Consider the following 24,747-nt stretch of genomic DNA (forward strand, 5'->3'; position numbering starts at 1 on the left):
GTTCAACAACCCCACCCCCATAAGGAGCGAGGCAACCCCGCGAACGGGGTTAAAAATGATCCAGGCTGAGCCGAACAACCAGCAAAAATACTGATCGTCGTTGTCAACCAAAGAAATAAAATCATCCAAGAAACCAGCCACCCGCGACCATCAAGCCACGAGCGACGCCGGCCCCTCGAGACGAGGTATTGGCATCGATTTTTGACACGCTGTTGAGTTCTCAAGCATCAGACACACACCATCAACCACACCCACCAACGCGGGCCCGGCCTCCGGGGCAACCCTTCAAACTTACCCGCCGCCTCGACCTGAGTCAAACTCGCGAGCCGCTCCGAAGAGGCATCTCACGCGACCCTCCGGAGAGGGTCTGGCGGGTCCGACGGCCCCCGGCCATCAGGTCGGGTTTCCCATCGGTGTCGGCCCCGGGACCCGGCCGCCTCGGCGTCCGTTCCGCCCGGTCGGGCTGACGTCGTAAACGTTAGCCCGTGGACCCGGAGGAAGACAAATCCGTATCCCCCCGTGCGGCGGTCGGCGCCCGACCACCGCACGGGCACAGGCCTGTTCGGTCAGGCGATGCGGTCGATGACGATGGGGTCGAGCACCGGACGCGAGCCCTCGGGGGCCACGGTGATCCCGCCCTCGAGGGCCGCGACGGCCCGCTCGAAGCGCTCGGGTTCGTCGGTGTGCAGGGTGAGCAGCGGCTCTCCCCCGCGCACGCTCGCGCCGGGCTTGTAGTGGATCTCCACCCCGGCGCCGGCCTGCACCGGGTCCTCCTTGCGGGCCCGGCCGGCGCCCAGGCGCCACGCGGCGACCCCCACGGCGAGCGCGTCGAGCTCGACGAGCACCCCGTCGGCGGGCGCGAGCACGTGGTGGGTCTCCTTCGCCGTCGGCAGCGGCGCCTCGGGGTCGCCTCCCTGGGCACGGATCATCCGGCGCCACGCGTCCATGGCACGCCCGTCCTTCAGCGCGTCGGCGGGGTCGACCTCGACGCCCGCGGCCTGGACCATCTCGCGCGCCAGGGCCAGCGTCAGCTCGACGACGTCCTCGGGGCCGCCCCCCTCGAGGACCTCGACCGACTCGCGCACCTCGAGGGCGTTGCCGGCCGTGAGGCCGAGGGGCGTGCTCATGTTCGTGAGCAGGGCGACGGTCTTGACCCCGGCGTCGGTGCCGAGGCGCACCATCGTCTCGGCGAGCTCGCGCGCCTGCCCGAGCTCCTTCATGAAGGCACCCGACCCGACCTTGACGTCGAGGACGAGCGAGCCGGTGCCCTCGGCGATCTTCTTGCTCATGATCGAGGTGGCGATGAGGGGCACGCACGAGACGGTGCCGGTGACGTCGCGCAGGGCGTAGAGCTTCTTGTCGGCCGGCGCGAGGCCCGAACCGGCCGCGCAGATCACGGCACCGACGTCCTCGAGCTGGGCGAGCATCTGCTCGTTCGACATGTCCGCCCGCCAGCCGGGGATCGACTCCAGCTTGTCGAGGGTGCCACCCGTGTGGCCCAGCCCGCGGCCGGACAGCTGCGGCACCGCGACGCCGCACGCCGCGACGAGCGGTGCCAGGGGCAGGGTGATCTTGTCGCCGACGCCACCGGTCGAGTGCTTGTCGCTCGTCGGTCGCGACAGCGAGGAGAAGTCCAGCCGCTCCCCCGAGCGGATCATCGCGTCGGCCCAGCGGGCGATCTCGCGGGGGCTCATCCCGTTGAGGTAGATCGCCATCGCGAGCGCGGACATCTGCTCCTCGGCGACGACGCCGCGCGTGTACGCGTCGATGACCCAGTCGATCTGTGCGTCGGTCAGCTCGGACCGGTCACGCTTGGCGGAAATGACGTCTACGGCATCGAAGGCTTCGCTCACGCGACCATCATTCCCCAGCCCGGCACGCGTCGGAGCACGGGCGGCCGTTTCCGCCACAGGCGGAGCGGTCGGCCGTGACGCCCGATCAGGGGCACCACGGCCGACCGAGGATCTCAGCCCTCCGCGGCGTCGAGGTCCGCGGCGCCGAAGGCCTGCGGGAGCACCGCCGACATCGGCAGGACGCCCTCCGGCGTCATGAGGAGGCAGTCGGGGCCGCCGTTCTCCCAGAGGAGCTGGCGGCAGCGCCCGCACGGCATCAGGGCCTGGCCGTCTCCCCCGACGCAGAACACGTGGGTGAGTCGGCCGCCACCGGTGGCGTGCAGCTCGGAGACCATGCCGCACTCGGCGCACAGCGCGACCCCGTACGCCGCGTTCTCGACGTTGCAGCCGGCCACGACGCGTCCGTCGTCGACGAGACCGGCCACCCCGACGCGGAAGTGCGAGTACGGGGCGTAGGCACGCTCCATGAGCTCGACGGCACGCCGCCGGAGGGCCTCCCAGTCGACGTCGGTCACGAGGCCTCGCCCTTGCGGTACACCTGTCCGTCGGCCGCCGGCATCCGCAGGCGCTGCGAGGCGAACGCGAGCACGAGCAGCGTCGCGACGTACGGCGTCATGGCGGTGAACTCGTTGGGCACGCTCGGCGCCGACAGGAACCACCCGAGGGCGAGGACACCCATGACGACCATCGGCACACCCTTGAGCGGCTTGCCCTGCCGACGGCGGACGAACTGCCAGATGCCCCACGCGACGAGGGCGACGGCGATCGGCAGCAGGTAGGCGCGGACGACGTCACCGCCACCGCGCAGCTGCACCGCGTCGGTGTAGCCGAAGAGGGCCGCGCCGCCGGCGAGGCCACCCGGGCGCCAGTTGCCGAAGATCATCGCGGCGAGGCCGATGAAGCCGCGGCCACCGGTCTGGCCCTCGCGGTAGAGGTTGCTGGCCACGAGGACCAGGAAGCCACCCGCGAGCCCGGCGAGGCCGCCGGAGATGAGGACCGCCGTGAACTTGTAGCGGTAGACGTTGATGCCGAGCGTCTCGGCCGCCACCGGTGACTCACCGCACGAGCGCAGCCGCAGCCCGAAGGCCGTGCGCCACAGCACCCACCACGTGGCCACGAGGAGGAGCACGGCGATGACGGTCAGGATGTTGAGGTTGGTCGTCAGCGCCCGCAGCACCGACGCGAGGTCGGAGACGAGCCACCAGTGCTTCTGCTCGAGCGTCAGCAGCGGATCCGCGAGCCCGGGCACCGACAGGAACGGAAGCTGCTCCAGCGGCGGCGACTGCGTCGGGCCACCGCCCGGCAGGCCGGTGAAGGTGCGGACGGCGAGGTAGGCGCCGGCACCGGCCCCGAGCAGGTTGATCGCGACACCGGAGACGATGTGGTCGACGCCGAACACGACGGTGGCGAGGGCGTGGACCGCGCCGCCGACGACCCCCGTGAGGATCGCACCGAGGATGCCCGCCCACGGGCCGTAGTGGAAGCCGAAGAAGGCACCACCCCAGGTCCCGAGGACCATCATGCCCTCGAGGCCGATGTTGACGACGCCGGCGCGCTCGCTCCAGAGGCCGCCGAGACCGGCCAGGCCGATGGGGACGGCGAGGCCGATGGCGGCCATGAGGGCGCCGGAGGAGTCGATGTCGTTGGCGCCGGTGATGACGCGGACCGTCGAGAGGACGACGAGGCCGCCGACGATGAGGGCGGCCCAGAACCAGCGCGGTCGACCGGTGCGCTTGGCCGCGGGCGCAGCGGCCGGGGCCGTCTCGGTGATGACGGGGGTGCTCATGCCACCGCTCCTTCCGCCGGGGCCGAGGCTTGCCTGGCGAGCTCCGTGGCGACGCGACGCTGCTCGAGGGCGACGTTCGCGCGGCGCACGATCTCGTAGGCGATGACGACGGACAGCACGATGACTCCCTGGATGACGAGCACGAGGCGGTCGCTGACTCCGGCGCTGATCTGCAGGCCGTTGCCCTGGGCGTCGAGGTAGGCGAACAGCAGTGCGGCGAAGCCGATGCCGATGGGGTTGTTGCGACCGAGCAGGGCGATGGCGATGCCGGCGAAGCCCAGACCCGCCTGGACGGTGTCGCCGTAGACGTAGTCCTGGCCGAAGAGCAGCGGCATGCCGACGAGGCCGGCCGCGGCGCCGGAGATGAGCATCGAGGTCAGCACCATCCGCTTGACCTTGACGCCGCTCGCGACGGCTGCCGACTCGGAGCGACCGGTCGCGCGCAGGTCGAACCCGAACCGGGTCTTGTTGATGACGAACCAGTAGAGGACACCGACGAGGATGGCCAGCACGACGAGGCCGTACACCTTGCTCGGGGTGGCGATGATGCCGTCGAGCGAGATGCCCGGCACCCGGGAGTCCGCGGGCAGCGGCTTGGTGTTGGTCGCGTTGCTGCCCTGGACCTTCTCGGCCGTCTTGCCGAGGAGGAAGGCGACGAGCAGCGTCGCGATCGCGTTGAGCATGATCGTGGAGATGACCTCGGAGACGCCTCGCGTCACCTTGAGGACACCGGCGATGCCGGCCCAGAGGGCGCCGGACGCCATGGCCACGATGATCGCGACGATGATGTTGAGCCAGCCGGGCAGGAAGCCCTGGCCGGCGAAGAGGGCCGCCGCGAACGAGGCGACGCGGTACTGGCCGTCGACGCCGATGTTGAACAGGTTCATCCGGAAGCCGATGGCCACGGCGATGGCCGAGAGGTAGTACACGGACGCGGCGTTGATGATGGCGACGACCTGGCGCGGGAGCGGGGCCTTGAACAGCTGGGCCCAGACGGCGCCGACGGGGTCGCCCGCGACGTAGAGGATGATGCTCGTCACGACGACGGCCACGACGATCGACAGGAGCGGCGCCGCGATCGCCATGAGGATGCGACGGGCGTCCAGGCGGGCGGTCATCGGGTCTCCCCCTCGTCGTGGGTGCCCGCATCGGGCGCATCGGTGGGTGCCGGTGTCGAGCTGTCGGACGTGTCGGGCGTGGCGTCGGTGGACGCCTCGGCCGCGTCGACCGAGTGCGCGCCGGTCATGGCGGCACCGAGCTCCTCGCGGGTCACGACGTCCGGGTCGAACTCTCCGGACAGGCGTCCGCGCAGGATGACGCGGATCGTGTCGGACAGGCCGACGAGCTCCTCGAGGTCGGCCGAGATGAGCAGGACGGCGAGGCCGTTGCGGCGGGCCTCCTTGATGTGGTCCCAGATCGCCGCCTGCGCGCCGACGTCGACGCCACGGGTCGGGTGGGCGGCCACGAGGACGCGCGGGCTTCGGCGCATCTCGCGACCGATGATGAGCTTCTGCTGGTTGCCGCCCGACAGCGACCCGGAGGTGACGTTGATCGAGGGCGTGCGCACGTCGTACTCGTCTACGATCGTCTGGGTCTCGCGCTTGGCCGCGCCCGCGTTGACGAGGACGCCGCCCGGCCCGGTGACGTTGATGGCCTCGGTCTGGTGGCCGAGGATGACGTTCTCCCAGAGGGGCGCCTCGAGCAGCAGCGCGTGCCGGTGGCGGTCCTCGGGGATGTAGCCGATGCCGGCCTCGCGGATCTCGCGGACCTGCCAGTCGGAGATGTCGACGTCGCCGAGGAGGATGCGCCCGCTCGAGGGCTCGCGCATGCCCATGATGACCTCGACGAGCTCGGCCTGGCCGTTGCCCTCGACGCCGGCGATGCCGACGATCTCCCCGGCGTGGATCGTGAGGTCGATGCCGTCGAGCAGGGCCGGGCCCCCGGCCGGGTCGGTGAGCGAGGTGTCCTCGATCGTCAGCAGCGGTGTGTCGGTGACCGTCGACTCCTCGGTGGAGGGCGACGGCAGCTCGGAGCCGACCATGAGCTCGGCCAGCTGGCGCGGCGTCACGCCGGTGGGGTCGACCTCGGCGACGGTGGTGCCGCGTCGGATGACGGTGATGGCGTCGGCGACCTTGAGCACCTCGTCGAGCTTGTGCGAGATGAACACGACGGTGAGGCCCTCGGACTTGAGCTCGCGGAGGTTCTCGAAGAGCTCGTCGACCTCCTGCGGCACGAGGACCGCGGTCGGCTCGTCGAGGATGATGATCCGCGCGCCGCGGTAGAGGACCTTGAGGATCTCGATGCGCTGGCGGGCGCCGACCCCGAGGTCGGCCACGAGCGCGTCGGGGCGCACGTCGAGGCCGTAGGCCCCGGAGATCTCGCGGATCTTGGCGCGGGCGGCGTCGCCGATGCCGTGCAGCTTCTCGGCGCCTAGGACGACGTTCTCGAGGACCGTGAGGTTGTCGGCGAGCTGGAAGTGCTGGAAGACCATGCCGATGCCGGCCTCGATGGCATCCGACGGCGAGCGCAGCTGGCGCACCTGGCCGTCGACCTCGATGGTGCCCTCGTCGGGCTGCTGGACCCCGTAGAGGATCTTCATCAGGGTCGACTTGCCGGCACCGTTCTCACCGACGATGGCGTGGACCGTGCCCTTGTCGACGGTCAGCGCGATGTCCTTGTTGGCGACGACGCCCGGGAAGCGCTTGGTGATGCCCTCGAGCCGGACGGCAGGGGCGCCGTGGTGGACGGCCTTCGGAGGCTCGCCGGGCTCGCCCCCGGTCACGGGCTCGTTGGTGACGATGACACACACTCCTCATGCGGGCCCGCCTCGACGCGGGCGTCGATCGAGTATTGAACCAGCACTCGCGAACCTAACGCGCCACGCGGTGCCGGGGTGGGTAACTCGGTGAAGATGCGACGGCCCGGACGACGCGCACGCGTCGCCCGGGCCGCCCGGTGGGACGGCCGCGAAGGCCGCTCCCCTCCGAGAATCAGGACGATCAGGACTTCGGGACGGTGATCTCGCCCGAGATGATCTTCTGCTTGTACTCGTCGAGCTTGCTCTTGATGTCGTCGATGTGGCCACCGGTCGTGGCGTAGTCGACGCCGCCGGCCTTGAGGTCGAAGACCCGGTTGCCGGCCTTGAAGGTGCCGTTCTTCACCGCGGTGATGAAGTCGTAGACACCGACGTCGACCTTCTTGATCATCGAGGTCAGGATGACGTCGCGGACGTCGGCCGGGGCCGTCTTGGCCTGGTCGGAGTCGACGCCGATGGCCCACTTGCCGGCCGCCTTGGCCGCCGTGAAGACACCGCCGCCGGAGCCGCCGGCTGCGTGGTAGACGACGTCGGCGCCGCCCTGGTACATGCCGTCGGCCGCGGCCTTGCCCTTGTCGACCGAGTTGAAGCCCGAGAAGTCCGGCGGCTGGGTCAGGTACTTGATGTCGATCTTGACGTCGGGCTTGACCGCCTTGGCGCCGGCCACGTAGCCCGCCTCGAACTTCTTGATGAGGTCGGTCTGGACGCCACCGATGAAGCCGATGTGGTTGGTCTTCGTCTTGAGGGCCGCGGCCGCACCGACGAGGTAGGAGCCCTGCTCCTCGGCGAAGGTGATCTGGTCGACGTTCGGGCCGGCCGAGTCGGGCGACGAGTCGTCGACGATGGCGAACTTGACGTCGGGGTTGGCCTTGGCGGTCTCGCCGACGGCCTTGGCGTACGCGAAGCCGACCGCGACGATGTTGTTGTAACCGGCGTCGATGAGCTGCTGCAGGCGCTCCTTGCGGGCCGACTCGGGCTCGCCGTTGACCGCGGCCGCCTCCTTGGTGTCGGCACCGAGCTCGGACTTGGCCTTGTCGAGGCCGGCGGCGGCGGCGTCGTTGAACGACTGGTCACCGCGGCCACCCACGTCGTAGGCCATGCCGATCTTGAGCGAGCCGCCGGCGGCGCCGGTCGAGCCGCCCGTGCTGCCGGGGGACGTCGTGTTGTCGGTGCTGCTGCCGCAGGCCGCGAGGCCGAGCGCGGCGGCGGCGACGACAGCCGCGACCTTCGTTGCGTGACGCAAGAGGTGCTCCTTAGGAAATTCGTCGGACCGACGACGACATCGGCCCAGATGCAAGGGAACTGTAGACCTCGGCGGGCAACGATCTACGCAGCGCCGCGGAAGTCACGGGAAGTGTTATCGATCCGCGACCGCTGTGTCGTGAGATCGACAGGACACGCCCGGTGATCTGTGTCATGGCGTGCAGGAAAGGCCCGGGAAACACCCGGGAAGGGGACGTGTCAGGCCGGGGCGGCGAGGGGTCAGCGGGCGATGCCGAGACGGCGCGGGCGCTCGGCGTCGCTGCGGGCCGACGCCGCCGAGAAGACGACGCCGGCCAGGGTGCGGGCGCCGATCGGGATCGCGGCCTCGTCGACGACGAGGTCGCCCCGGTGCAGGTCGTAGGTCGGGCCGCCGGGCGTGCGGGTGCCGAGGCGCGCCATCGCGCCGGGCACGTGCGTCAGGTACCAGGCGAAGTCCTCGCCACCGAGCGACTGGGGCGTCGGGGCGACGAAGGCGCCGGCTCCGGTGACGGCGGCGGTGAGCGCGTCGATGCAGCCGGCGTCGTTGACGACGGGCGGCACGCCCTTGGTGATCGTCACCTCGGCGTGGACCGCGTACGGGGAGACGACGGCGTGCACGACCTCCTCGAGGAGGCGCTCGACGCCGTCCCAGATGCTCGCGTCGAGCATGCGCAGGGTGCCGCCCACCTTGCCGGAGGACGGGATGACGTTGTGGGCCCCGCCGGAGTGGACCGAGCCCCAGACGAGGGCGGCGCCGGCGCGGGGGTCCAGACGCCGCGACAGCACGGCCGGCACGTCGGTGACGACCTTGGCCAGGGCGTAGGTGAGGTCCTGGGTCAGGTGCGGCCGGGACGTGTGGCCACCGCGCCCGACGAGGACGACCTCGACCTGGTCGGCGGCCGCCGTGATCGGACCGACGCGCAGGCCCACCTGGCCGGCGTCGAGGTTCGGGTCGCAGTGCAGGGCGAAGATGCGGTCGACGCCCACGAGGCCGTCCTGGGCCACGACGTCCTCGGCACCGCCGGGCATCAGCTCCTCGGCGGGCTGGAAGACGAGCCGGGCGCCGAGGCCGGCCGCGACGAGCCGGGCCTCCTCGTTCTTCAGGGCGAGCGCCGCGCCGAGCAGGGCCGTGGTGTGCACGTCGTGGCCGCACGAGTGGCTGACGCCGTCGGTGCCGGAGGCGAAGTCGAGGCCGGTGGCCTCGCGGATCGGCAGGGCGTCGATGTCGGCGCGCAGGGCGATGCGCTCGACCGGGTCGGTGGCGCCGAGGTCGGCGACGAGGCCGGTGCCGCGCAGCCGTCGCACCCGGATGCCGGCCGACTCGAGACGGTCGGCGATCGCCGCGGTGGTGCGGACCTCGCCGCGCCCGAGCTCGGGATGGGCGTGCAGGTCGCGACGGAAGGCGATGAGCTCGGCCAGGTGCTCGTCGACGACGCGTCCGATCGCGTCGAAGGGCAGGGGCAGGGCGGCATCGGTCACGATCACGGGATTCTAGCGAGAGGATGGTGCCCGCCCCGGCACCTCGGGGTCGTCGGTGTGGGCGGCACCCCGGCGCAGGACCCCGGGAGGCGACGTGGACGGGCCGGTGGCGGACGCCTCGGACGAGCCCCGCGACGTCGCCGTCCTCGACGTGCTGCGACGCGTCGACCGGGCGCTGCCCTTCACCACCGTCACGCCCGACGCGTCGGCCGCGACGACGTGGTGCGCCGACGTCCTGGCCCACGTGCGCGCGGGCGCCGACCCGCTGGCGCCCTGGCGCGACGCGCTGCGGGAGCAGATGTCCCGACGGCACGGGGTGCCGGTCGCGGCGCACGTGCCGGCGGCGTTCGTGCTCCAGTGGTGGTGCGAGGTGGCCGCGACACCCCTGGCCCACGCCGCGGCGCTCGGTCCGTGGGTCCTCGTGCCACCGGCGTCGGGGCTCGGCTTCGAGCTGGCACCCGGCCTCTACCCGCACCGCCTCGTCGTCGACCCGGCCCGCGCCCGGCTCGAGGTGGAACCCGACCCCGAGCGGAGGGCGGCCCGCTCCCGCGCCGTGTACGACGACCTCGTGCACGAGGTCGTCGCGGCGTTCGCGCCCGGGGTGCGGATGGGCTCGCGGCAGCGCTGGGGCGTCGTCGACGACACGTGGTCCACGGCATCGCGCGTCGCGGCCGGGGCCGCCGGGCACCCGACCGGGCCCGAGCCGCGTCGGGTCTCGTGCTGCTTCATCTACGCGCTGCCGGGGATGCGCGAGTGCGCGGCCTGCCCGCGCAGCGGGAGCCCCTCCGGGCGGCGGTGGGGCGCCGGGCCGCAGAACTAGGGTGTGGCCATGTCGCAGCCGATGCCCTCGCCCGACCTGCTCGTCGTCCGGGAGGAGGTGCGCGACGCCCTCGACGCCGGCCTCGGTGTCGTCGCCCTCGAGTCGACGATCCTCGCCCACGGGCTCCCCCACCCCGACAACGTCGAGGTGGCCGCCCGGATCGAGGACGCGGTGCGGGCCGGCGGCTCGGTGCCCGCGACCATCGCGGTGCTCGACGGCGTCGTCCACATCGGCCTCGGGCCGGCCGAGGTCGAGCGCGTGTGCACCGACCCCGGCGTCGCCAAGCTGTCGGTCCGGGACGTCGGTGTCGCCGCGGCCCTGGGGCTCTCGGGCGCCACGACGGTGGCCTCGACGTCGGCGCTCGCGCACCTCGCGGGTATCCGCGTCTTCGCCACCGGCGGTCTCGGCGGCGTGCACCGCGGCGCGTCCGAGACGTTCGACGTGTCGGCCGACCTCGGTGTCATCGCCTCGACGCCGGTGCTGGTCGTGTGCGCCGGGGTGAAGTCGATCCTCGACGTCGCCGGCACCCTCGAGACCCTCGAGACCCTGTCGGTGCCGGTGCTCGGCTACCGCACCGACGCCTTCCCTGGCTTCTACCTGTCCGACTCGGGACACCGCGTGCCCTGGCGGGTCGAGACGCCGGCCGAGGCGGCCCGGGTCCTCGTGACCCGCGACCGGCTCGGGACCGACGCGGCCGGGATCGTGCTGGCCAACCCGCTGCCCGTGGACCGGCAGGTCGACCGCGACCTGCACGACCGGCTCGTGACCGAGGGGCTCGCGCTGCTCGAGCGCGAGGGCGTGCACGGCAAGGACGTGACGCCGCGGCTGCTCGAGTACTTCCACGACAGCTCGGGCGGGGAGTCGCTGCGGGCCAACGTCGAGCTCGTCCTCGCCAACGCCCGGCTCGCCGGCGAGGTGGCGGCGGAGGTGGCCGCCCAAGTGCACAAGCTGCCGGCGGCGTCCGGCGCGGGGGCCTGAGCGATGCGGTCGGTGGTCGTCGTCGGCGACGTCGGGCTCGACGTCATCACCTCGCCGGGCGGGCCGATCCGGTGGGGCACCGACACCCCGTCGTCGGTGCGCCTCGTGCCCGGCGGTGCGGGCGGCAACTCGGCGGCCTGGCTCGCGTGGGCGGGCATGCCCGTGACCGTCGTGGCCCGCGTCGGCAACGACCTCGCCGCCCGCGCGGTGGCCGGGGACCTCGCCGAGCGGCACGTGCGCACGGCCTTCGCCGTCGACCCCGTGCTGCCGACGTGCGTCGTCACGGTGCTGCTCGACGCCGAGGGCGAGCGCACGATGCTGCCCGACCGCGGCGCCAACCGGGCCTTCTGCCCCGACGACGTGTGGTTCGCCGACCTGCCGCACGACGACCGGGAGACCCCGCACCTGCACGTGTCCGGCTACGTGCTGCTCGACCGCGAGTCGCGGCCCGGCGGGCTCGAGGCGCTGCGGCAGGCCCGCGAGCTCGGCTGGACCGTGTCGGTCGACCCGCAGGCCCACGCCCTCATCGAGCGCGAGACCGCCGACGCGTTCCTGTCGTGGGTCGACGGCGTCGACCTGCTGCTGCCCAACTCCTCCGAGCTCGACGCGCTCGGCGGGTTCGAGCGGGTGCTCGGGCACGTGCGGGAGGTCGTCGCCACCGACGGGGCGGCCGGCGCGCGGTGGGTGGGTGAGGGCATCGACGAGACCGTCGACGCGCCGCGCATCGACCACGTCGACGCCACGGGCGCGGGTGACGCGTTCAACGCGGGCCTGCTGTCGGTCTGGCTGAGCGGCGGGTCGCGGATGGCGGCGCTGCGGGCCGGCGTCGATGCCGGGTCCTCCGCCTGCCAGGGCCTCGGCGCCCGCCCCCGCTGACCCACGGTTTTCGCGACTCCGGTCCCCGTCCGGCCCTCGGCTCCTACCATCGGTGCAGGGGCGGCCCTGCCCGCGGCCGCGTGGGCGGGCACGTGGGAGGAGCCATGGCGCCACGCTGGCACCGCATCGACGACACCGACCTGCCGAACGACGGACGCGTGCGCAGCGTCGTCGTCGACGGTCGCAGCCTTGCCGTGAGCCGCTGCCCGACGGGCGTCGGCGCGCTGGAGAACAGGTGCCCGCACCAGGGCGGGCCCCTCGGCGAGGGCTCGATCGAGAAGGGGTTGCTGCGCTGCCCCTGGCACGGGTACGACTACGACCCGCTCACCGGCAAGCCCCCGGAGGGGTTCAGCGACGCGCCGACGTCCTACCCCGTCGAGGAGCGCGACGACGGCACGTGGGTGCAGCTGCCGGACCACGAGCCGCACCGGCGGACGGTCTCGGACGTGCTCGTCGAGACGCTCGTGGCGTTCGGTGTCCGCCACGTCTTCGGGATGGTCGGGCACTCCAACCTCGGCTTCGCGGACGCCATGCGTCGGGCCGAGGAGCGTGGCGAGCTGACCTACATCGGCATCCGGCACGAGGGCGCGGCGTCCTTCGCGGCGAGCGCCTACGGCAAGCTCACCGGGCGGCCGGCAGCGTGCTTCGCCATCGCCGGTCCGGGTTCCACCAACCTCCTCACCGGCCTCTACGACGCCAGGCTCGACCGCTCCCCGGTCGTCGCCATCTCGGGTCAGGTGCCGAGCAGCGTGCTCGGGCGCGGCGCGTTCCAGGACGTCGACCTGTCGGCCGTCTTCGCCGACGTCGCCCTGTCGAGCACGACGCTGCACGCGGGGAGCAACCACGCGGAGCTCGCGGCCGTCGCCGTCAAGCACGCCGTCGACGGTCGGGGCGTCGCGCATCTCGTGCTCCCCGACGAGGTGCAGGTGCTCCCCTCCGACGCTCCGGCCGCCGAGCCTGCAGGCCGGCTCGTCCCCCGCCTCGCCGCGCCGCCCGGCGCCGCCGTCGACGCGGCCGCAGCGCGCGTCGCCGCGGCACGGCGCCCGGTCGTCGTCGTGGGCCACGGGGCGCGGGCGGCGCAGCGTGAGGTGGTCGAGCTCGCGGAGCGGCTCGGCGCGCCGGTCCTCACGACCTTCCGCGCGAAGGGGCTCGTGCCCGACACGCACCCGCTCGGTGCCGGGGTGCTCGGCCGCAGCGGCACCCCGGTCGCGAGCTGGCTCATGAACGAGGCCGACCTGCTCGTCGTCGTCGGCGCGTCCTTCTCCAACCACACGGGGATCGCCACCTACAAGGACGTCGTGCAGGTCGACGCCGACCCCGCCGCCATCGGCCGGTTCGACCCGGTGAGCCACCACCTGCTCGGCGACGCGTCGCTCGGGCTGCGCGCGCTGCTCGACCGGCTCGACGGGCTCGATGCCGCAAGGCCGCTCGCCGCCGAGGACCAGCGCGACGACGTCGCGGCCCGGTGGGAGATCTGGCGGGCCGAGAAGTCGCGTCGCGCGCGGGACGACCGCGGTCACGGGGTGTCGGCGGCAGCGGTCTTCGACGCCCTATCGCGGCACCTTCCCGCGGACGCCGTCGTCACGGTCGACGTCGGCAACCACGCCTACTCGCTCGGGCGGTACCTCGAGTCGCACGGGCAGCCGGTGCTCATGTCGGGCTACCTCGGGTCGATCGGGTTCGGCTACCCGGCGGCTCTCGGCGCCTGGGTGGCCGACCCGTCGCGACCGGTCGTCGCGGTCACCGGTGACGGCGGCTTCGGGCAGTACGCGCTCGAGCTGACGACGGCCGTCAAGTACGGCATCCCGGTCAAGCACGTGCTGCTCGACAACCACGCCCTCGGCAAGATCGGCAAGGAGCAGGTGGCCGAGCGCTTCCCCGTCTGGCACACGTCGCTGCACAACCCCGACTGGGCCGAGTACGCCCGCCTGTGCGGCGCCGTCGGCATCCGCGTCGACCGGTCCGCCGACCTCGACGCGGCGATGCGCGAGCTCTTCGCGGCGCAGGGGCCGGCCATGCTGGCGGTGGAGCAGGACATCGAGCTGCTGTGACCGGTCGCCGGGGTGGGCGCCGGAGAGGAGGACCCGTGGGGACCGAGATCATGACGACCGTTCGATCGCTGCACGTCGTGGCCGAGCTCGTGCTGGCCGGGCCGCAGTGGCGGCAGAGCGGGTCGATCGAGCTGGCCTCTCGTGCAGGCGGTTTCGGGACGACGCGGCCCCCGGACCTGCACGTCGACGGCGCCGAGCTCGTCGGCAGCGCCGGTCGGTGGCCGCTGGACGGCTCGAGCGCGCGGGTCCTGGCCGAGGCGGTCGGGGTGGAGGTCGGCGAGCCGGCGGGCGTCTACCACGACGGCAGCCACGGCGACCCGGACGAGCGGCTCGACGTCGACGCGGGGCAGGCCCGGTGGCTCGGCGAGTGCTGGGCGCGCGGCGACGCCGCCCTGCGGGCCTTCGCGCCGCACGAGCGACCGGTGCTGTGGCCGGAGCACTTCGACGTCGGCATCACCCTGGGCGGCGTCTCGTACGGCGTCTCGCCCGGGGACGCCCACCTGCGCGAGCCCTACGCGTACGTCAGCACCTCGCCGGTGCCGAGCGGGCCGTTCTGGAACGTCGCGTTCGGCGCCGCGCGCCCGATGACGCAGCTCGGCGACGCCGTTGCCGTGCGTGCCTTCTTCGCCGAGGGAGCGCGGCGGCTCGCCGGCGACGCCGGCTGACCGGCGGCCCGAGGCCGGCCACGGCCCGAGGCCGGACCGACGTGGGTCCGGGCCGCGGGCCTTCCTGCGTCAGAAGGTCTCGCGGGGGTGGTAGACGCCCCAGACCTCGCGCAGCGCGTGGGCGACCTCGCCGCCGGTGGCCCGGGCCGCGAGCGCGTCCTTCATCGGGTAGAGCAGGTTGTCGGTGCCGCGGGCGGCCTCCTGCAGCCGGGCGAGGGCGGCGTCGACGGCGGCCTGGTCGCGCTCGGAGCGCAGGGCTGCGAGCCGGTCGCGCTGCTCGGCCTCGATGGACGGGTCGACGCGCAGCGGGTCGTAGTGCTCCTCCTGGTCGAGGGTGAACCGGTTGACGCCGACGACGGTGCGCTCGCCGTTGTCGATCTCGAGCTGCACCCGGTAGGCCGACCGCTCGATCTCGGACTTCTGGAAGCCCTGCTCGATGGCGGCCACCGCGCCGCCCTTGTCCTCGACCTGCTGGATGAGGTCGAGCACCGCCGCCTCGATCTCGTCGGTCATCGACTCGACGACGTACGAGCCGGCGAACGGGTCGACGGTCTTGGTCACGTCGGTCTCGTAGGCAATGACCTGCTGGGTGCGCAGCGCGAGGCGGGCGGCCTTCTCGGTGGGCAGCGCGATGGCCTCGTCGAAGGAGTTGGTGTGCAGCGACTGGGTGCCGCCGAGGACGGCGCCGAGCCCCTGCAGGGCGACGCGGACGAGGTTGACCTCGGGCTGCTGCGCCGTCAGCTGCACGCCGGCGGTCTGGGTGTGGAAGCGCAGCATCATCGACTTCGGGTTCTGGGCGCCGAACTGCTCCTTCATGATCCGGGCCCAGATGCGCCTGGCCGCGCGGAACTTGGCGACCTCCTCGAGCAGCGTCGTGCGGGCGACGAAGAAGAAGGACAGGCGCGGCGCGAAGTCGTCGACGTGCAGCCCCGCGGCCTGCGCGGCGCGGACGTACTCCATCGCGTTGGCGAGCGTGAAGGCGATCTCCTGCACGGGCGTCGCCCCGGCCTCGGCCATGTGGTAGCCGCTGATGGAGATGGTGTTCCAGCGCGGCATCTCCTTGTGGCAGTAGGCGAAGACGTCGGCGATGAGGCGCAGCGACTCACGCGGCGGGTAGATGTAGGTGCCGCGGGCGATGTACTCCTTGAGCACATCGTTCTGGATCGTGCCGGCCAGCCGGTCGCTCGGCACGCCCTGCTCCTCGGCGACGAGCTGGTAGAGCAGCAGCAGCGTCGATCCGGGGGCGTTGATCGTCATCGACGTGGAGATCTCGCCGAGCGGCAGGCCGTCGAAGAGGACCCGCATGTCGTCGACGGAGTCGATGGCGACGCCGACCTTGCCGACCTCGCCGTGGGCGATCGGCTCGTCGGAGTCGTAGCCCATCTGCGTCGGCAGGTCGAAGGCGACGGACAGGCCGCCCGTTCCGGCCTTGACGAGCTGGTGGTAGCGCTCGTTGCTCTCCTTGGCCGTGCCGAAGCCGGCGTACTGGCGCATCGTCCACGGCCGCCCGGTGTACATCGACGGGTAGACGCCGCGGGTGAAGGGGTAGCTGCCGGGGGCGCCGAGCTTGGCCTCGGCGTCGAACCCCGCCAGGGCCGACGCGTCGTAGACGGGCTCGATGGGCAGGTCGGACTCGGAGCGCGCACCGGTGCTGTCAGCCATGGGCCGAGCGTATCGGCGGCCCGGTCGCCGACGCGTCGGCCGGCTCTGAACGTTGCCGATCTCACGTCCGCCGGGAGGCCGCCGAACGTGGCCCCTCGACGGGTCAGGCCGTGTCGGCCCACTCGGCGAGCAGCTCGGCCTTGCGCTCCTCCCAGCGGTCCCCGAGCGTGCGCATCTCCTCGCCGATGAACTCGAGGAAGGACACCGACAGCTGGAGGCGCTGCCCAGCCGGGGTGGCCGTGCCCCCGACGGCGACGACGCCGGTGCGCATGCTCGACTCCATGTGCTGCATGACGCGGTCGCGGCTCAGGATCGCGCCGTGCCAGGCATCGGCCTGGACGACGTAGACGTCGCGACGCGTGCCGCGCTCGCGCTCCTTGCCGATGAGGAAGGTCTGGGTGAGGTACCGGACGGCCCCGGAGACGGCGGCGGGGCTGACGTCGAGCGACCCGGTCAGCTCGGCGGCGGTCATCCGGCCGTCGTCGTCGGCGAGCAGGCACGCGAAGACGCGGGCGGCCAGACGCGGCATGCCGGCCTCGGTCAGCGCGTCGCCGAGCCGCTCGACGTAGGCCGCGACGGCCCGGTCGTCGCGCCGTGGTGCCCTGCGTCGTGCCCCCATCGTCGCCTCCCGCCGTCGTGTCCGCGTGCGCGGCTCCTGCCACGACCCTAATTGAGGGTCACAACATTCAGTAAATCGTGAATCTTGTGTATCGTCGAGAGCATGAGCACGGCGATCGAGGTCCACGACCTCCGCAAGACGTTCGGCCACACCGTCGCCCTCGACGGTCTCGACCTCGAGGTGGCCACCGGCGAGATCCACGGGTTCCTCGGGCCCAACGGCGCCGGCAAGTCGACGACCATCCGCATCCTCCTCGGGCTGCTGCGCGCCGACGCCGGCGCCGCCACCCTCCTCGGCGGCGACCCCTGGCGCGACGTCGAGTCGCTGCACCGTCGCCTCGCGTACGTGCCCGGCGACGTCGCCCTCTGGCCCAACCTCACCGGCGGCGAGGTCATCGACCTGCTCGCCCGCCTCCGCGGCGGCATCGACGAGCGGCGACGGGCCGAGATGCTCGAGCGCTTCGACCTCGACCCGACCAAGAAGGGCCGCTCCTACTCCAAGGGCAACCGGCAGAAGGTCGCGCTCGTCGCGGCACTCTCCTCCGACGTCGAGCTGCTCGTCCTCGACGAGCCGACGTCCGGCCTCGACCCGCTCATGGAGGCGGTGTTCCGCGACGTCGTGCGCGAGTTCCGCTCTGCCGGGGGGACGGTCCTGCTGAGCAGCCACATCCTGTCCGAGGTCGAGTCGCTCTGCGACCGCGTCAGCATCATCCGGGAGGGGCGCAACGTCGAGTCGGGCACCCTGACCCAGCTGCGGCACCTGTCGCGCACCCGCGTCGAGGCGACGCTGGCCCGCCCCGTCGACGCGTCGACGCTGGCCGGCCTGCCCGGCGTCGCCGACGCCGAGGTGACCGGCGCGCACGTGACGTGCACCGTCGGGGCCGACGACCTCGGCCGGCTCCTCGAGGTCCTCGGCGCCCACGGCATCACCGCACTGACGAGCGCTCCCCCGACCCTGGAGGAGCTCTTCATGGAGCAGTACCGCAGCGGCGGCACGCCCGTGGTGACCTCATGAGCACCCTCGCCGCACCCTCTCCTGCACCGGCGCGCGGGCGCGTCCGGTCGGCCGGCCTCACCGGCACGCCGTCGCTGCTGCGCCTCGCGGTGCGACGCGACCGGGTCCTCGTGCCCGTGAGCGCGGTCGCCCTCGCCGGCTTCGTCGCGATGTCGGCCGAGGCGACCTTCACGCTCTTCCCCGACCTCGCCTCGGCCCAGGAGTCGATGGCCCCGACGCTCGCCAACCCCGCGCTCGTCGCCATGTACGGCCCGATCTCGAGCCTCGGCATCGACTCCATCGCGACCTTCAAGTCGATCCTGCTCGGCGGCGTCTTCCTCGCCATGCTCGCCTACGTCGTCGTGCGGCGGCACACCCGAACCGAGGAGGAGGCCGGACGGCTCGAGCTGCTCGGGGCCGGCGTCGTCGGGCGCCGCGCCGCGCTCGGGGCCGCGGTGCTGCTCGGCACGGGCGCCGTCGTGCTGACCGTCGTACTCACGGTGCTCTGGTCGATCGCCGTCGGCCTCGACGCCGCCGGCTCGGTCGCGCTCGGGGTGTCCTGGCTCGTCATGGGGCTGTCGTGGGTGGGCGTCACGGCCGTCGCGGCCCAGCTGACCTCGAGCGCCCGCGGCACGGCGGGCTGGTCGCTCGGCGCGCTCGCCGTCGCGTTCCTCGTGCGCGCCGTCGGCGACACCGCAGCCGACGACAGCCCGGCACGGTTCCTGACGTGGCTCTCGCCGCTCGGCTGGGGCGTCAAGGTGTCGCCGTTCGGGGCGAACCGCTACTGGGTCGTCGTCCTCGGGCTGGTGCTCTACGCGGTCCTCGTGGCGGTGGCGTTCGCCCTGCTCGAGCGCCGCGACCTCGGCGCCGGCGTCCTGCCGAGCCGGGCCGGCCGCGAGCGCAGCGACATCCGGTCGGCGGCGGGACTGACGCTTCGGCTCGCCCGCGGGATGCTCGTGGGCTGGGTCGTCGCGTACGTCGTGCTCGGCGTCGTGCTCGGCTCCATCGCCGGGAGCATCACGAGCTTCGTCGACTCCCCCCAGGTCGAGGACATGCTGCGCGCCATGGGAGGCGACGCCGGCACGATCACCGACATCTACTTCGCGAGCGAGCTGCACTTCGCCGCCGTCGCCGCAGCCGCACTGGCGATCGCCGTCGTGACCCGGATGCACACGGAGGAGACGACCACCCGCGCCGAGGCCCTGCTCGCGACCCCGGTGCGACGCACGACCTGGGCCGTCGGCCACCTCGCCCTCGCCGTCGTGGCGAGCGCCGGCGTCATGGTGGTCGGGGCGCTCGTCGCGGGCCTGGTCCACGGGTCGGCGGAGGGCGACGTCGGCGGCATCGTCGTGCGCCTCGTCGGGGCGGCGCTCTCGACCTTGCCGGCCGTGTGGGTGACGCTCGGGGTGGCGATGCTGCTCTACGGGCTGTGGCCCCGGTTCACGGGCCTGGCCTGGGCGGCGCTCATCACCTTCCTGCTGCTCGGCGAGTTCGGCGACCTGCTCGACCTGCCGGCCTGGCTCGTCGACCTGTCGCCGTTCGCGCACCTGCCCGCCCTGCCGGGCGGGTCGGTGCAGTGGCTGCCACTCGCCGTCCTCGCGCTCGTGGCCCTGGCCCTGGCGGTTCTGGGCGTCGGCGCGCTGCGACGTCGCGACCTCGGCTGACCCCGGACGGCGCGGCCGGCGCGACCGCATCGCGCCGGTTCGGGCCCGGCGCCGCGCATCGGTACCGTGTCCCCCATGTCTGCGATCCCCGGCTTCTGGGCCGTCATCCCCGCCGGCGGGTCCGGCACGCGGCTCTGGCCGATCTCGCGCCGCCAGTCCCCCAAGTTCCTCCACGACCTCACCGGCTCCGGGCAGTCCCTGCTGCGCGCGACGTGGGACCGGCTCGAGCCGCTCGTCGGCGACCAGATGCTCGTGGTCACCGGCGTCGCGCACGAGGACGCCGTCCGCGCGCAGCTGCCCATGCTCGGGCACGACGCCGTCGTCGGCGAGCCGTCTCCCCGCGACTCGATGCCGGCCATCGGGCTCGCCGCGGCGATGCTCGAGCGACGCGACCCGGAGGCCGTGCTCGGGTCGTTCGCGGCCGACCACGTCATCCGCGACACCGCGGCGTTCGAGGGCGCGGTGCGCGAGGCCGTCGCCGTCGCGCGCCAGGGCGACCTCGTGACCATCGGCATCGAACCGACCCACCCGTCAACGGGATTCGGCTACATCCGCCTCGGTGAGCCCCTCACGGTCGAGGGCGCGCCGAGCGCCCACCGCGTCGACGAGTTCGTCGAGAAGCCCGATGCCGACACCGCACGGCGCTACCTCGACACGGGCGAGTACCGCTGGAACGCAGGCATGTTCGTCGTCGGCGCCACGACGCTGCTCGAGCTGCTGGCCGAGAACCACGCCGACATGGTCGACCACCTGCGCACCATCGCGGCCGACCCCCGCCGGATGCGCGACCTGTGGCCCGCCCTCCAGAAGATCGCCATCGACCACGCCGTCGCCGAGCCGGCCGCGGCGGCCGGTCGCGTCGCCGTCGTGCCCGCGGCCCTGGGCTGGGACGACGTCGGCGACTTCGCCGCCCTGACCCAGCTCGTCACCTCGTCGAGCGACGTGCCGGGGATCACGGCGATCGGCCCGGCCGACGACATCCTCAGCATCGACTCCACGGCCACGGTCGCCACCGGCGGCCGGCTCGTCGCCCTCATCGGCGTCGACGACCTCGTCGTCGTCGACACCCAGGACGCCCTGCTCATCACGCGACCCGAGCGGGCCCAGGACGTCAAGAAGATCGTCGAGGAGCTCACGGCCAGAGGGCGCACCGACCTCACCTGACCGACCGCCCCGCTCGCCAGGCGCTCCCACGCGTGCACCGCGTCCGTCGAAACCGGCCACCCGGGTGGCCGGGCGGCGCGACAGTGGTGGCATGACCTCGATGCTGCCCGAGCAGGGCGAGTACCTGACGACCGGTTGGGAGCGCGACCTCGACCCTGCCGACTCCCTCGTGCGGCAGGGCGTCGACGCGCACGTCTCGTGGGCGCGGGCCCTGACCACGGCCGCACGCGGTCGCTTCGTCGAGGCCGACGCCTTCTGCGCGGGCTTCGGTGGCGGCGCGTCCGCCCTGCTCAACTGGGCGATCGTCACCCGGCCGCCGGAGCGGTGGGGCGCGGTCGCGGAGGCGATCGTCGAGGCCTACGGACCGGACGCGTCCGCCGTCGTCGTCAGCCCGTTCCCGACGCCCGACCTCAGCCCCTACGGCCTCGGGCTCGTCGGCCACCCGCCCTTCATGCTGCGGCCGACGTCGACGGTGACCGAGGCGCCGCGGACGACCGTCGAGGTGCGCGAGGCGCTCGACCGGGATGCACTCATGGCCGCGGAACGCGTTCTCGTGGAGGGCTATCCGATGCCCGACATGGCCGACCTGCCGCCCGGTGACTTCTACCGGCCCGACGTGGTGGACGGCACGACGCGCGTCTTCGTCGGGTACGCCGACGGCGAGGCCGTGGCCACCGCCGCGGCGCACTCGGCAGCGGGGCTCACCGTCGTGGAGAACGTCGCCGTCCTGGGCTCCGCGCGGGGCCGCGGCGCGGGAGCCGCCCTGACCTGGGCCGCGACGACCGCGTGGCCCGAGCAGCCGGCCGTCCTCATCGCCAGCGACGACGGCCAGCCGGTCTACGAGCGGCTCGGCTACCTCCGCGTCGTGCGGTGGACCTGCTGGGTCAAGCCGTAGGGCCGGGCACGCCCGTCTCGTCGCGGACGAAGCGCCAGAACCGCGCCACCTCGTCGCCGGACTCGACGCCAACGGGCGCGTAGTGCGTGGGCCGCCGTCGCCGGTCGTGCCAGAAGCCACCGGTGCCGGTCGGGTCGCCGGTGGCCGTGAGCCACACCGCGGTGTCGGCCCCGGAGTCGGCATCGCGCAGCAGCGGGCCGGTCAGGGCGGCGAAGCGGGGCAGCGAGTCGGTGACGCCCGGGGTGTCGGCCCAGCCGGGGTGCATCGCGTTGACCCGGATGTCGGCGGCCGCGAGGTCACGGGCCCACAGCTCGGTGAGGATCAGCTGCATCCGCTTGGTGCGCGCGTAGGCCGTGACGCCGGAGTAGCCGCCCGACGCGCTCGCGTGCCACTCGGGGTCGTCGGCGTCGAGGCGCTGGCCGTAGGCCCCGCCGGAGGTCACGACGACGACGCGTCCACCGGCGAGGGCGTCGCGCAGCCCGTAGGTCAGCACGTGCGGGCCGAGGACGTGGGTGGCGAGCGAGAGCTCGTGCCCTTCCGGCGTCGTCGTGCGGTGCTGCGGCATGACGCCTGCGTTGTGGATGACCGCGTGCAGCCGCGGGACGCGTGCGGCGAGGTCGCGGGCGAAGGCCGCCGTGGCGGCGAGGTCGCTGACGTCGGCGACGGCCGGCTCGACCTGCGCACCGGGCACGTCGGCCTCGAGCCGGCGACGCGCGTCGTCGAGCCGCTGCTCGTCGCGGCCTGTCACGTGGACGACCGCCCCGAGGCGGAGCAGCCCACGGGCCGTGGCGAGCCCGAGCCCGCCGCTGCCACCGGTGACGAGGACGTGCCGGCCCACGAGCGCGCCCGGCACGGGGTCCTCGGGCCACCAGGCCCGCCTCACCGCGGGACCGATGCGGGTGTAGCCGAGCACCAGGGACTTGTCCATGAGCCAGTCGAGCGCGGCCGCCGCGTCGTGGAGCACCATGCCGCCACCCTAGGTCGCCGCCCACGGCGCCACGAGGGCAGCGGCCCGAGGAGAGTAGACGCAGGCCGCCGGCACGAGGTCGTCACCGAGCCGTCACCCGACCCACCCCGCAGCGTCGCCCGCGGACCGGGTCGCCACCGCCACGGTGGTCCCGTGCGCGTCGCCATCGTCACGGAGTCGTTCCTGCCGACGGTCAACGGGGTCACGACGAGCGTCTGCCGGGTCGTCGAGCAGCTGACCGACCGCGGCCACGACGTCCGGGTCGTCGCCCCGCGGTGCCGGGACGGCGGGCCCGAGGTGTTCCACGGCGCGCGCGTCCACCGGGTCGCCTCCGTGGCGGTCCGCAGCTTCGACGTCGGGCTGCCGACGCGCGAGGTCGAGCGGGTGCTGCGCGGCTTCGCTCCCGACGTCGTCCACGTCGCGAGCCCCTTCGCGGTGGGCGCCGCCGGCCTCGCCGCAGCCCGCCGCCTCGCCCTGCCGACCATCGCGGTGTACCAGACCGACATGGCGGCCTACGTGCGACGGCACACGCCGGGCCCTGCCGGCGCCGCAGCCGCCGCGACGACGTGGCGCTGGATCCGACGCGTCCACGCCTCGGCCGACCTGACGCTCGCCCCCTCGAGCGCGGCACTCGCCGACCTCGAGGCCCACGGCGTCGAGCGGACCGCCCTCTGGGGCCGCGGCGTCGACGCGTCGCTGCACAATCCCGCGTGGCGGATCGACGCGCTGACGCGGGCCCTGCGTCGCGAGCTCGCCCCCGGGGGCGAACGGCTCGTCGGCTACGTCGGGCGACTTGCTCCCGAGAAGGAGGTCGAGCGCCTCGCCGAGCTCGCCGGCCTCCCGGGCACCCGGCTGGTCGTCGTGGGCGACGGCCCCTCGCGCGAGTCGCTGGGAGAGGTCCTCGGCGAGGCCGTGGCCCGCGCCGCCGTCGGCCGCCCGGACGCGCCGCTGCCGCCCGCGTTCCTCGGCGAGCGGCACGGGGACGACCTCGCCCGCGCCTACGCGGCCCTCGACGTCTTCGTGCACACCGGCACGTCGGAGACCTTCGGCCAGACCATCCAGGAGGCCGGCGCCACGGGCCTGCCCGTCGTCGCGCCGCGGGCCGGCGGTCCCGTCGACCTCGTCACCGACGGCGTCGACGGCCACCTCTTCGACCCGGAGGCCCCGGGAGCCCTACGGGCCCACGTGGAGCGGGTGCTCGACGACCCCGGCCACGCGCACGCGCTCGGGCGCCGGGCCCACGAGCGGGTCCGCGGTCGCTCGTGGTCGGCGGTCGTCGACCAACTCGTCGAGCACTACGCGACGGCCGCGGCCACCGCGGCACGACGTGCCGCCCGGCGCGTGGCGGCCTGATGCCGGGGTGCGGGGCCGCGCCTGACGCGTCGAGGGTTCGTGGCCGGTCCGTGACCGCGGCGCTGTTGGAATGGTCACAGTGCGCGCTACCCGGGGGTACGGCGTCGGAGCACGGAATCCGCGGCGGTAGGGTGCGCGGGTGGCCACCAACACTCTCCCATCGACGGGATCCCAGAGACCTGCGTCGGCTCGCCGCACCACGGTGTTCATGAAGTTCCTCATGGCCGTGTCGGGCGCGCTCTTCGTCTTCTACGTGCTCCTGCACATGTACGGGAACCTCAAGATCTTCGGCGGTGTCGAGGCGTTCGACGAGTACGCGCTCCACCTCCGCACCCTGCTGACGCCGATCCTGCCCTTCGGCGGGTTCCTCTGGCTCTTCCGTGCCCTGCTCGTCGTCGCGCTCGTCGCGCACGCCTACTCGGCCTTCCACCTGTGGAGCCGCGCCAACGGCGCCCGGACGAACCGCTACGTCGCCAAGGAGGCCGCCCGCGCGACGGTCAAGAGCAAGATGATGCGCTGGGGCGGCGTCGCGCTGCTCCTCTTCCTCGTGTGGCACCTGCTGCAGTTCACGATCCTCAAGTTCAACGTCGGCCCCGACGCCGTGGCCGGCGACAGCGCCGGCCAGCTCGTCATCTCGAGCTTCCAGGTGTGGTGGGTCGTGCTCATCTACCTCCTCGCGCTCGTCGCCCTCGGGATGCACCTGTGGCACGGCGTCTGGAGCGCCACGCAGACCCTCGGCTGGGCCTCGACGGCCCGGGCCCGCCGCAACGCCAAGGCCACCGCGACGGTCATCGCCCTCGTCACGGCCGTCGGGTTCGCGCTGCCGCCGCTCGCCATCCTGTTCGGAATCGTCAAGGGGAACTGA

The 24,747-nt window shown here is 73.2% G+C and carries 21 protein-coding genes; 11 read left to right on the forward strand and 10 right to left on the reverse strand.

The window, feature by feature from the left end:
• Window positions 1-566: 566 nt before the first annotated feature.
• From BIV28_RS09820 to BIV28_RS09850, 7 genes are all read right to left on the reverse strand, one after another.
• Window positions 567-1,853 (reverse strand): thymidine phosphorylase, encoded by a 1,287-nt coding sequence (locus tag BIV28_RS09820; protein WP_076261433.1) that lies wholly within the window; start codon window positions 1,851-1,853, stop codon window positions 567-569.
• A 113-nt stretch (window positions 1,854-1,966) separates the two neighbouring features.
• The gene (locus BIV28_RS09825) at window positions 1,967-2,368 is read right to left on the reverse strand and encodes a cytidine deaminase (RefSeq protein WP_076261435.1); all 402 of its coding nucleotides are present in this window, start codon (window positions 2,366-2,368) and stop codon (window positions 1,967-1,969) included.
• Window positions 2,365-3,639, reverse strand: coding sequence for an ABC transporter permease (locus BIV28_RS09830; protein WP_076261437.1), 1,275 nt, complete (start codon window positions 3,637-3,639; stop codon window positions 2,365-2,367). Before BIV28_RS09830 ends, BIV28_RS09825 begins: the two co-directional genes overlap by 4 nt.
• Window positions 3,636-4,757, reverse strand: coding sequence for an ABC transporter permease (locus BIV28_RS09835; RefSeq protein WP_076261439.1), 1,122 nt, complete (start codon window positions 4,755-4,757; stop codon window positions 3,636-3,638). Before BIV28_RS09835 ends, BIV28_RS09830 begins: the two co-directional genes overlap by 4 nt.
• Window positions 4,754-6,421, reverse strand: coding sequence for an ABC transporter ATP-binding protein (locus tag BIV28_RS09840; RefSeq protein ID WP_076261634.1), 1,668 nt, complete (start codon window positions 6,419-6,421; stop codon window positions 4,754-4,756). The genes BIV28_RS09835 and BIV28_RS09840 overlap by 4 nt, the downstream gene beginning before the upstream one ends.
• Window positions 6,422-6,638: 217 nt before the next feature.
• Complete coding sequence (locus BIV28_RS09845) at window positions 6,639-7,697, reverse strand: BMP family lipoprotein (protein WP_076261441.1); 1,059 nt, start codon at window positions 7,695-7,697, stop codon at window positions 6,639-6,641.
• Window positions 7,698-7,936: 239 nt separating this feature from the next.
• Window positions 7,937-9,175 (reverse strand): amidohydrolase, encoded by a 1,239-nt coding sequence (locus BIV28_RS09850; RefSeq protein WP_207555894.1) that lies wholly within the window; start codon window positions 9,173-9,175, stop codon window positions 7,937-7,939.
• A 106-nt stretch (window positions 9,176-9,281) separates the two neighbouring features.
• Between BIV28_RS09850 and BIV28_RS09855 the strand changes: the two genes are divergently transcribed.
• From BIV28_RS09855 to BIV28_RS09875, 5 genes are all read left to right on the forward strand, one after another.
• Window positions 9,282-9,995: a (2Fe-2S)-binding protein gene (locus tag BIV28_RS09855; RefSeq protein ID WP_207555895.1), complete on the forward strand. Its 714-nt coding sequence runs from the start codon at window positions 9,282-9,284 to the stop codon at window positions 9,993-9,995.
• A 9-nt stretch (window positions 9,996-10,004) separates the two neighbouring features.
• The gene (locus BIV28_RS09860) at window positions 10,005-10,973 is read left to right on the forward strand and encodes a pseudouridine-5'-phosphate glycosidase (protein ID WP_207555896.1); all 969 of its coding nucleotides are present in this window, start codon (window positions 10,005-10,007) and stop codon (window positions 10,971-10,973) included.
• Between the two features lie 12 nt (window positions 10,974-10,985).
• Entirely contained in the window at window positions 10,986-11,849 is an 864-nt protein-coding gene (locus tag BIV28_RS09865; RefSeq protein WP_207555897.1) for a carbohydrate kinase family protein, read from the forward strand.
• 104 nt (window positions 11,850-11,953) lie between these two features.
• Window positions 11,954-13,900 carry a thiamine pyrophosphate-binding protein gene (locus BIV28_RS09870; RefSeq protein WP_076261450.1) on the forward strand — a complete coding sequence of 649 codons (1,947 nt, stop codon included), beginning with the start codon at window positions 11,954-11,956 and terminating at the stop codon, window positions 13,898-13,900.
• Window positions 13,901-13,935: 35 nt separating this feature from the next.
• Window positions 13,936-14,565, forward strand: a complete 630-nt coding sequence (locus tag BIV28_RS09875) for a hypothetical protein (RefSeq protein WP_207555898.1) — start codon at window positions 13,936-13,938, stop codon at window positions 14,563-14,565.
• A 69-nt stretch (window positions 14,566-14,634) separates the two neighbouring features.
• Here BIV28_RS09875 and BIV28_RS09880 read toward each other — a convergent pair whose 3' ends face one another.
• Window positions 14,635-16,227, reverse strand: a complete 1,593-nt coding sequence (locus tag BIV28_RS09880; protein ID WP_076261452.1) for an acyl-CoA mutase large subunit family protein — start codon at window positions 16,225-16,227, stop codon at window positions 14,635-14,637.
• A gap of 103 nt (window positions 16,228-16,330) precedes the next feature.
• Entirely contained in the window at window positions 16,331-16,846 is a 516-nt protein-coding gene (locus tag BIV28_RS09885; RefSeq protein ID WP_076261454.1) for a GbsR/MarR family transcriptional regulator, read from the reverse strand.
• A 102-nt stretch (window positions 16,847-16,948) separates the two neighbouring features.
• Between BIV28_RS09885 and BIV28_RS09890 the strand changes: the two genes are divergently transcribed.
• The 4 genes from BIV28_RS09890 (at window position 16,949) to BIV28_RS09905 (ending at window position 21,562) form a co-directional block, all read left to right on the forward strand.
• Complete coding sequence (locus BIV28_RS09890) at window positions 16,949-17,860, forward strand: ABC transporter ATP-binding protein (RefSeq protein ID WP_076261456.1); 912 nt, start codon at window positions 16,949-16,951, stop codon at window positions 17,858-17,860.
• Window positions 17,857-19,503, forward strand: a complete 1,647-nt coding sequence (locus BIV28_RS09895; RefSeq protein ID WP_076261458.1) for an ABC transporter permease — start codon at window positions 17,857-17,859, stop codon at window positions 19,501-19,503. The genes BIV28_RS09890 and BIV28_RS09895 overlap by 4 nt, the downstream gene beginning before the upstream one ends.
• Window positions 19,504-19,578: 75 nt before the next feature.
• Window positions 19,579-20,667: a mannose-1-phosphate guanylyltransferase gene (locus tag BIV28_RS09900; protein WP_076261460.1), complete on the forward strand. Its 1,089-nt coding sequence runs from the start codon at window positions 19,579-19,581 to the stop codon at window positions 20,665-20,667.
• Window positions 20,668-20,758: 91 nt separating this feature from the next.
• The gene (locus tag BIV28_RS09905; RefSeq protein WP_083707209.1) at window positions 20,759-21,562 is read left to right on the forward strand and encodes a GNAT family N-acetyltransferase; all 804 of its coding nucleotides are present in this window, start codon (window positions 20,759-20,761) and stop codon (window positions 21,560-21,562) included.
• On the opposite strand, the gene BIV28_RS09910 is transcribed toward BIV28_RS09905, so the two are convergent.
• Entirely contained in the window at window positions 21,552-22,529 is a 978-nt protein-coding gene (locus BIV28_RS09910; protein WP_076261462.1) for an SDR family NAD(P)-dependent oxidoreductase, read from the reverse strand. The two genes, BIV28_RS09905 and BIV28_RS09910, sit on opposite strands and share 11 nt — an antisense overlap.
• 153 nt (window positions 22,530-22,682) lie before the next feature.
• On the opposite strand from BIV28_RS09910, the gene BIV28_RS09915 reads away from it, so the two are divergent.
• Together BIV28_RS09915 and BIV28_RS09920 are read left to right on the forward strand one after the other, a co-directional pair.
• Window positions 22,683-23,882 carry a glycosyltransferase family 4 protein gene (locus BIV28_RS09915; protein WP_076261464.1) on the forward strand — a complete coding sequence of 400 codons (1,200 nt, stop codon included), beginning with the start codon at window positions 22,683-22,685 and terminating at the stop codon, window positions 23,880-23,882.
• A 202-nt stretch (window positions 23,883-24,084) separates the two neighbouring features.
• Window positions 24,085-24,747, forward strand: coding sequence for a succinate dehydrogenase cytochrome b subunit (locus BIV28_RS09920; RefSeq protein WP_083707210.1), 663 nt, complete (start codon window positions 24,085-24,087; stop codon window positions 24,745-24,747).

Source organism: Intrasporangium flavum (assembly GCF_001956915.1).
GTDB lineage: Bacteria > Actinomycetota > Actinomycetes > Actinomycetales > Dermatophilaceae > Monashia > Monashia flava.

Bases quoted from the DNA above. Each gene is read 5' to 3' on its own strand.
- BIV28_RS09830 (WP_076261437.1), bottom strand. From the start codon at position 3,639: ATGAGCACCCCCGTCATCACCGAGACGGCCCCGGCCGCTGCGCCCGCG.
- BIV28_RS09835 (WP_076261439.1), bottom strand. From the start codon at position 4,757: ATGACCGCCCGCCTGGACGCCCGTCGCATCCTCATGGCGATCGCGGCG.
- BIV28_RS09860 (WP_207555896.1), top strand. From the start codon at position 10,005: ATGTCGCAGCCGATGCCCTCGCCCGACCTGCTCGTCGTCCGGGAGGAG.
- BIV28_RS09870 (WP_076261450.1), top strand. From the start codon at position 11,954: ATGGCGCCACGCTGGCACCGCATCGACGACACCGACCTGCCGAACGAC.
- BIV28_RS09880 (WP_076261452.1), bottom strand. From the start codon at position 16,227: ATGGCTGACAGCACCGGTGCGCGCTCCGAGTCCGACCTGCCCATCGAG.
- BIV28_RS09885 (WP_076261454.1), bottom strand. From the start codon at position 16,846: ATGGGGGCACGACGCAGGGCACCACGGCGCGACGACCGGGCCGTCGCG.
- BIV28_RS09890 (WP_076261456.1), top strand. From the start codon at position 16,949: ATGAGCACGGCGATCGAGGTCCACGACCTCCGCAAGACGTTCGGCCAC.
- BIV28_RS09895 (WP_076261458.1), top strand. From the start codon at position 17,857: ATGAGCACCCTCGCCGCACCCTCTCCTGCACCGGCGCGCGGGCGCGTC.
- BIV28_RS09900 (WP_076261460.1), top strand. From the start codon at position 19,579: ATGTCTGCGATCCCCGGCTTCTGGGCCGTCATCCCCGCCGGCGGGTCC.
- BIV28_RS09905 (WP_083707209.1), top strand. From the start codon at position 20,759: ATGACCTCGATGCTGCCCGAGCAGGGCGAGTACCTGACGACCGGTTGG.
- BIV28_RS09910 (WP_076261462.1), bottom strand. From the start codon at position 22,529: ATGGTGCTCCACGACGCGGCGGCCGCGCTCGACTGGCTCATGGACAAG.